Here is a 3,970-nt window from a genome sequence, read left to right on the forward strand (position 1 = left end):
CTTAGTCATCTCGTCCTCTCCATTATACGTCCTAACTTTCCTGTCTGGTGCTATAGTAGGGTGCGTCAGACCCCGTAAATAGGGATCCCAACCGGAGCATCAACAACTGACGCACCTGGTCAATAGCTGAATTTTTGTCCCAGGCTGTTGTCTATGGGCCATGTTTATCATCTGGGCGGTAATAGTTGATTTATCGTGAGCAACCGGTTGCTATAATTTTCGTTTTAGCCTTTAAGGGTAGAAAAGGTTGGTCAAACCTCCATACAAAAATTTTTTCACCCCCAACATTTTTGAGGCGACATATATAGTGATCATCTAATCATTTTTCAACATTCGCAGTTGAAACTTTTAGGTCATGCAGGTAGATTTTAGTCTTGAGAGAAATTGGCTATTAGTGTGTAAATTCGGCATAAACCAAGGAACCTAAGACGCATCTGTAATTGAGATGCTATCTAAGTCCATTGATTCTCAACCAGCTTTTTTGTCTGAATAAGACCGGGAGGTGATATCTGGAGAGGTTCCGAACTTTTCAAGCCAATCAAAAATCCGGTCAAGCTGTTCTAGGGTGACTAGCCCGTATTGCCATAAAATCATGGGAAGTTGACCTGATTCTTGCTCAGGATGTCGGAGGGCCATGGCGATGGAAGAGGCAGGGATCGCTAATTCCCAACGTAAAAATTGAATTAACTGGGCTTGCTTGGTTGAGATCATCATTTTTTTCCTGCATGAACGTAAAAAAGTTGGGAACTGTTGGATGTCGGATTAGATAACTAAGTCGGGTGTGAATTCCTATAGTATCTATATTATCTTCTATCTAACTAAGTTCAGTGATATATTACACCCGAACATTGTGATTTCTTTGTGAAATTTAAGTGATCTGGGTCACTAATTATGTTTGAGCTGTATAGGTGCCGGGGGAGTTAATTGGGCAGACGGCACTTTTTTTTGGGGGAAAATTTATCATAGCCGTTACCAGAGCTATTCTGGTGAAAATCTAATGTTTTTTTAACAAAAGCAATGAAGCGGGTTTGGATCACAAAATCATCAAACCATAATCTAAAAAGGAATGGGACTGGCGGTTCTGTGTAGTGGGTGTTCCCGGACTCCTGATCCTGCTAGACTGGATGTAAGTTAGACGGATATTGATTCATATTCATGCTCAACACACTAAACCTGGAGCTTTCGCTAGATAAAGAAAGCTATAAGACTCAGACGGAAGGACTGATGCGGGAGCTGCGATCGCTACAGCAAATCTGCTGGGAAAAAAAACTACCTGTGATTATCGTCCTGGAGGGTTGGGCGGCGGCGGGTAAGGGTTCTCTAGTCAAAAAAATGGTTAGCTATATGGACCCTCGTGGGTTCAAAGTGATTCCGGTGTGGCCCCCGACCGAACAGGAGCGGTTGTATCCATTCATGTGGAGATTTTGGCAAGAGTTCCCAGGTTATGGGAAAATCGGGATTTTTTACCACAGTTGGTATACCCATGTTCTGGAAGATCGTCTATTTGAGAGACTTCCAGAAGCTAATGTAGGGATGGCAATGCGTCAAATTAATGCTTTTGAGCGTCAAATGATTGACGATGGGGCAGCGATCGCCAAATTTTGGATTCACTTGAGCAAAAAAGAACTCAAGCGCCGCCTGAAAAAGGCCACTAACGATGAACTAGAAGCATGGCGGGTGCGTCCCGAAGACTGGGAGCAGGCTAAAAACTATGATATTTATAGTTCCTATGCCGAAGAGATGCTAATTCACACCAGCACGGGTGTAGTTCCCTGGACCTTAGTAGAGGGAGATGATAAACGGTGGGGTAGGGTCAAGGTGCTATCTAAAATGGTGTCTACTATCAAAGAGACTCTCGAAAGGCTGGAAGTGCAACCGCCTCCTATTTTTACTCCTCCCCAACAACACCTAGAACCTACCGATCCACAACCCCTGGCTGCTGTGGATCTGAGTTTGTCCTTGTCAGAGGATGACTATAAGGAACAGTTGCGGGAACAACAGGTTCGCTTAGGTAAGATGCAGCAAATGATTTTTGAACAGCAAATCCCCGTTTTAGCCATATTTGAGGGATGGGACGCGGCTGGAAAAGGGGGATCCATTAAGCGTTTAACCGATATTCTTGATCCGCGCAGCTATGAAGTTCATGCTTTTGCTGCTCCCACTGATGAGCAAAAGGTGCATCATTATCTGTGGCGGTTTTGGCGTAAACTTCCGCCAGCCGGAAAAATTGGCGTTTTTGACCGCAGTTGGTATGGTCGGGTCTTAGTAGAACGCCTTGAGGGGTTTGCTTCCGAACGACAATGGCGACGCGCCTATCGAGAAATTAATGAGTTTGAGGAACAACTGACTACGGCGGGTTATATTTTGCTGAAGTTTTGGTTACATATTGACCCGGATACCCAACTTGAAAGGTTTACTGAACGCGAGAATAATCCGTTTAAGCAATATAAACTCACAGATGAGGACTGGCGGAACCGGGAAAAATGGTCTTGTTATGAGGTAGCCGTCAACCAAATGGTGCATCGGACTAATACCCCTAGGGCTCCTTGGACTTTGGTTTCCGGTAATGATAAGTTTTATGCGCGGGTGCAGGTGGCGCAAACGGTGGCTGATGCGATCGCTCAAACTTTATAGTTAGTAGGCAATTTGGCAAAACTATTGCCAGCGTCGGGTAGTTCACTATAAACTTGAGCCGTATACTATTTGTCAGTTATACGGCTCTCGTTTTCCTCAGTCCCTAAAGCACTCTGTGATTTGATTTGGGGTAGACCAGGAAAAATCAAAGGGTGATATGATGTGGGATTCTCCACGGTCAACCATGAAGGGAAAAAATGATGTTTGTATTACTCACCCAAGTTCTGGTTTTACTGCTACTGATTACCATTTCTTTTAGGATTTGGAGACTCTTAGCAGGCAAAGAAAATAGCTTAGTTAGTCGGCTGTTTTTTTTACTAACTCTCACTTTACTTATAGTCACTTTTATCGCTCCTGATAGCCAGGTTGGTAGATCTGTTATTCAGCTTTTGGCGATTTTTCTAAGACCTCTGGGTTTATCAATTTTACTATTAACCATTGCCTCGGCTTTGATTACTAATGGGGGGATTAAAAATCCGGCTCCGAATTTAATTTTAACTGCATTATTAATTCTGATTTTATCGAGTACCCCCGTTTTGGCTCAATGGTTGGCTTTGCAGGTGGAAAGGGTGGCTGTGCAAACAGTTCAAACTGATTTATGTTGTGGGGAAAGAGCCGGGGCAATTGTTTTGTTAGGACGGGGAACAACACAGCCTAAATTGCCCTACAGAACTCAGATCCAACTCACGGCTACAGGCGATCGCATTCCCTATACAGCCGAACTTTATCGGGAACGTTTAGCTCGTTTGGTGATTGTAGCAGCAGGCGATCGCCATGAGTTAATTCATCCGACTAATGAGGCGAAAGATATTCAACAGTTATTGATTTATATGGGAGTTTTGCCTAGTGATATTCTTTTGGCAACTGAAAGCCATACCGTTAGGGAAGAAGCCCTAGAAGTCAAAGAAATCATGGAAAAAAGGCGGTTAGGAAGAACTATCATTTTGGTTACTTCTGCCTTAGAAATGCGCCGCGCCGCCCTCACATTTACTCAAGCTGGTTTTAAGGTAATTCCGGCTCCCACTAATTTTTCTACTTTTATTCCCTATGGCAAACGTAAGGAGAGGGTTTCTTTCCAAGACTTCGCCCCTAATGCGGAGGCTTTGGTTCTCAGTACCCGTGTGGTTGATGAATATCTCGCTACTTTTTATTACTTTCTACGGGGGTGGATGGCTCCTAGTTTATAAGTCTGTTGACACTCCATCGGGCTAAAGCTACGAGGATTCTTTAGAGGAGATAACCAACAAATGTTAGTCATTGCTCGTAACGGTAGTGCCTAATCTAAGTACAGGACAAAAGTTGTAGAGCCTGGTGAAACCGCCCTGAAAACAAAGGG

At 43.9% G+C, this 3,970-nt stretch carries 3 protein-coding genes; 2 read left to right on the forward strand and 1 reads right to left on the reverse strand.

Features of this window, described 5'->3' with window-relative positions:
- Positions 1-468 precede the first annotated feature (468 nt).
- Positions 469-714 (reverse strand): DUF2949 domain-containing protein, encoded by a 246-nt coding sequence (locus P5683_RS23350; protein ID WP_006626266.1) that lies wholly within the window; start codon positions 712-714, stop codon positions 469-471.
- Positions 715-1,155: 441 nt separating this feature from the next.
- Here P5683_RS23350 and pap point away from each other — a divergent pair, with 441 nt between their 5' ends.
- Positions 1,156-2,634, forward strand: coding sequence for a polyphosphate:AMP phosphotransferase (gene pap / locus P5683_RS23355; RefSeq protein ID WP_006626267.1), 1,479 nt, complete (start codon positions 1,156-1,158; stop codon positions 2,632-2,634).
- Between the two features lie 200 nt (positions 2,635-2,834).
- On the forward strand, positions 2,835-3,821 hold the full coding sequence (locus tag P5683_RS23360; protein WP_008049945.1) for a YdcF family protein: 987 nt from the start codon (positions 2,835-2,837) through the stop codon (positions 3,819-3,821).
- Positions 3,822-3,970 lie beyond the last annotated feature (149 nt).

The sequence above is a fragment of the Limnospira sp. PMC 1279.21 genome (genome assembly GCF_032349615.1).
Lineage (GTDB): Bacteria > Cyanobacteriota > Cyanobacteriia > Cyanobacteriales > Microcoleaceae > Limnospira > Limnospira fusiformis.